The 3,677-nt window shown below is 69.0% G+C and carries 4 protein-coding genes; 1 reads left to right on the forward strand and 3 read right to left on the reverse strand.

From position 1 onward, the window contains the following. The first annotated feature begins 8 nt into the window (after nt 1–8). Nucleotides 9–746, forward strand: coding sequence for a helix-turn-helix transcriptional regulator (locus tag QZ772_RS22640; RefSeq protein WP_295531397.1), 738 nt, complete (start codon nt 9–11; stop codon nt 744–746). 26 nt (nt 747–772) lie between these two features. Here QZ772_RS22640 and QZ772_RS22645 read toward each other — a convergent pair whose 3' ends face one another. The 3 genes from QZ772_RS22645 to QZ772_RS22655 all read right to left on the reverse strand — a co-directional run. Next, nucleotides 773–1,732 (reverse strand): aldo/keto reductase, encoded by a 960-nt coding sequence (locus QZ772_RS22645; RefSeq protein ID WP_295531388.1) that lies wholly within the window; start codon nt 1,730–1,732, stop codon nt 773–775. Continuing rightward, nucleotides 1,729–3,141: a sensor histidine kinase gene (locus QZ772_RS22650; RefSeq protein WP_295531391.1), complete on the reverse strand. Its 1,413-nt coding sequence runs from the start codon at nt 3,139–3,141 to the stop codon at nt 1,729–1,731. Before QZ772_RS22650 ends, QZ772_RS22645 begins: the two co-directional genes overlap by 4 nt. Nucleotides 3,142–3,233: 92 nt before the next feature. Then, nucleotides 3,234–3,677: winged helix-turn-helix domain-containing protein (locus QZ772_RS22655; protein ID WP_295531394.1), on the reverse strand; the 444-nt coding region annotated here is incomplete at its 5' end.

The following is a 3,677-nucleotide window of genomic DNA, read 5'->3' on the forward strand; positions in this document are numbered from 1 at the left end:
CGGCACGCATGCCCGAGGTGGTGCCGGCGCTGGGCGAGGCAGGCTTCGGCCCCCGGCTGTTGCAGGCTGTGGCCATGACGCTGCCGGTCGCTTCCTTTTCCATCTACCGCACGGGTGCGCGGCCGGCCATCTTCATCAGCGGCAGCCTGGGCGTGCCGGACACCACGCGCGACTGCTGGCGTGCCTACCTGTCGGGGCCCGTGCAGCATGACCGCACCTTCCGCGACGGCGAGGCCGGGCCGCTGCGTCTGTGTCACATCACGGCCGGGGAGGTGCCACCCGAGCACCGGGCCAAGGTGTACGACGCGCATGGGGTATGCGAGCGGGTGTCGGTGGTGGAGCGCGAGCCTTCGGCCGACGGCGCGCTCTTTGCCGTCAACTTCTATCGGCACGAAGGGCAACGGCCCCTGGCCGATGCCCAGCTGGCCGATTTCGGCGAGGCCGGCGCCCTTTTGATGGCCCTGGCGCGAAAGCATGTGGTGCTGGCGTCGCCGCCGCAGGAGTCAGCCGGGCAGGCGCAGCGGCTGCTGGCCTATTGCCCCGAGCTGACGTCTCGGGAGCTCGATGTCTGCCTCCGCCTGTTGCGTGGCATGACCCAGGAAGGCATCGCCGCCGACCTCGGTCTGGCACTGCCGACCGTCAAGACCTACCGCAACCGCGCCTTCGCGCGGCTGGGCATCCATTTCAGGAGCGAGCTCTTCGCCCTGATGCTGGAGGCGGGTGAGGGCGCAGCCGCAGCGCGCTGAGTGCGGCAGCCGGTCTCCTCGTCCGTTCAGGCCTGCTCGGCGCTGGCGGCGTCCAGCCGGGCGATCTGGGCTGGCTCCAGCTTGAGCTGCGCTGCCGCCACCAGCTCCTGCAGCTGCTCCAGCGACGTCGCGCTGGCGATGGGCGCCGTGATCGACGGGCGGGCGATCTGCCAAGCGAGGGCAACTTGGCCGGGCTTGGCGCCGGTCTCGGCCGCCACCTCGTCAAGGGCCGCGAGGATGCGACGGCCGCGGTCGTTGAGGTAGGCCGCCACGGCCCGCTCGCCGCGCGTGCTCCGCGACGCGTCTTCCGCGCTGCGGTACTTGCCGGTGAGAAAGCCCATCGCCAGCGCGAAGAAGTTGATGACGCCCAGCTGCTGCGACTGGCACAGCGGCTCCAGTTCGGCCTCGTACACGGCGCGGTCGTAGAGGTTGTAGAGCGGCTGCAGGCTCTCGTAGCGCGGCAGGCCGAGTCGCTCGGAAACCGCCAGCGCCTCGGCCAAGCGGGGCGCCGTGTGGTTGGAGGCGCCGATGGCGCGCACCTTGCCCGCCTTGATCAGGTCGGAATAGGCGCCCAGCGTTTCCTCGAAGGGCGTCGCGGCATCGTCGTCGTGCGACTGGTACAGGTCGATGCAATCGCACTGCAGCCGGCGCAGCGAGGCCTCCACCGCCTCGCGGATGTAGCGCGCCGACAGGCCCTTCTTGCCTTCGCCCATGGGCTTGCCGACCTTGGTGGCCAGCACGATGCGGTCGCGTTTGCCGGAGGCACGCAGCCACTTGCCGATGATGGTTTCCGACTCACCGCCGACGTGGCCCGGCGCCCAGATGGAATAGACGTCTGCCGTGTCGATGAAGTTGAAGCCGGCATCGACCCAGGCGTCGAGCAGGCGGAAGGAAGTGGCCTCATCCACGGTCCAGCCGAAGACGTTGCCGCCGAAGGCGAGCGGGGAAACCTGGAGGCCGGAACGGCCGAGTGGGCGCAAGTTCATGTCTGGACAGTGGAAGAAGGAGGCGCAGGGCGCCGTTCGCTGGCAGCCGCTGGCGTGCCCTGGGCACGCAGCAGCCGGATGTGGGCCGCAAAGCCGCGGCCCGGCGTGCTGGTGAGGGCGAAGGTGCCGCCCATGCGTTCGATGTTCTTGGCCACGATCGACAGGCCCAGGCCCGCGCCCGCGGCGGACGTGCGGGCCGTGTCGCCGCGGAAGAAGGGCTTGGTCAGTTGCGCCAGCATGACCGGCGCCACGCCGGGGCCGTGGTCACGCACCTTGATGAGCACGGCGGTCGGCTGGGTCTGCGACTGAATGTCGATCTGCGTGACGTTCATGCCGGGCGTGCGACCGTAGCGTCTGGCGTTCTCCAACAGGTTGGACAGCACGCGCTTGAGCTCCACCTCGTCGCCCATGACCATCGCATCGTCGGGCACGTTGATCTGGAGTTCCACGTCATCCTGGTCGCGCACCGGGAACACGCAGTCGGCCACCACCTCGCTCAGGCGCAGCGGCTGTAGCCTCACATGGTCAGGCCGCGCGTAGTCGAGGAACTTGTCGATGATGCCGTCGAGCTGGGCGATGTCGGCCGCCATGTGGGCGCGCGCATCTTCGTCCGCCACGCTCATCTCGGTCTCGAGCCGCAGCCTTGCGAGCGGCGTGCGCAGATCGTGGGAGATGCCGGCCAGCATCACCGCGCGGTCCTGCTCGATCTTGGCGAGCTGGTCGGCCATGCGGTTGAAGCCGATATTGACGGCCCGGATCTCATTGGTGCGGGCGTGCTCGTCGAGGCGGTGGGCCTCGTACTCGCCTTCGCGCACCTGGGTCGTCGCGCGCGACAACTGCTTGAGCGGTCGGTTGATCAGCCGCGTGATCAACGCCGATCCTGCGAGCGACATCATGCCGGCCGTGATGAACCAGGTGAACCAGGTCCGCCCGCCCACGCGCGAGAAGCGCGCCGGGTCGAGCAGCAGCCAGTACTGGTCACCGTCGATGCCGAAGCCGATCCACAGGCCGGGCTCGCCATTGACTTCACTGGCGATGGTGGTGCCTTCGCCAAGGCGGCGGATGAGTTCGTCGCGCACCCGGCGGTCCAGCGCACGGTCGGTGTAGCCCTCATAGCGGTCGCGCGGCTCCCGGGGCACGATGCGCACCCCTTCCTGGTCGGCCAGGGTCTTGATCAGCGACACGCGCGTGATCGCGTCCGAGTAGACGAGCGCGGCGCGGGTGAGATTGACCAGCGAGGCGATCTGGTGCGCCGTCTGCACGGTGCGTGGCTCGTCCTCGAAGGCGCGGAAGGTCTGGAGCCAGCCGACGATGCATCCCAGAAGGAGCAGCACGAGAAGGAAGAAGGTCCGCCAGAACAGGCTGAATCCCAGACGAAAGCGTGCCTGAGCGCGGGCGCGCTCGGACATTTCGAGCGGGGAGGGCAGCGTGCCCTGAATCGAATCCGGAAGGGGACGCGTTCGCCCCGGAGCGGGGTTGGCGGGGGCCGCAGGAGGCACGGTCAGGCGTTGCCGTCCGGCACGAAGACATAGCCCACGCCCCAGACCGTCTGGATGAAGCGCGGTGCAGCGGCGTCGGACTCGATGAGCTTGCGCAACCGCGAGATCTGCACGTCCAGGCTGCGGTCGAAGGGCTCGAACTCGCGACCCCGGGCGAGCTGCGCGAGCTTCTCGCGCGACAACGGTTGGCGAGGGTGGCGCACCAGAGCCTTGAGCATCGCGAACTCACCGGTGGTCAGCGACAGCTCTTCGCCGTCCTTGCGCAGCGTGCGCGAACCCAGATCGAACTCGAAGGGACCGAAGGACACCATTTCGTTTTCGGAAGAGGGCGCGCCGGGAGCCTCCTGTGGCGGCCGGCGCCGCAGCACCGCGTGCACGCGGGCCAGGAGTTCGCGGGGATTGAAGGGTTTGCCGAGGTAGTCGTCGGCCCCGACCTCCAGGCCCAC

Source organism: uncultured Pseudacidovorax sp., assembly GCF_913773995.1.
Classification (GTDB): domain Bacteria; phylum Pseudomonadota; class Gammaproteobacteria; order Burkholderiales; family Burkholderiaceae_C; genus Xenophilus.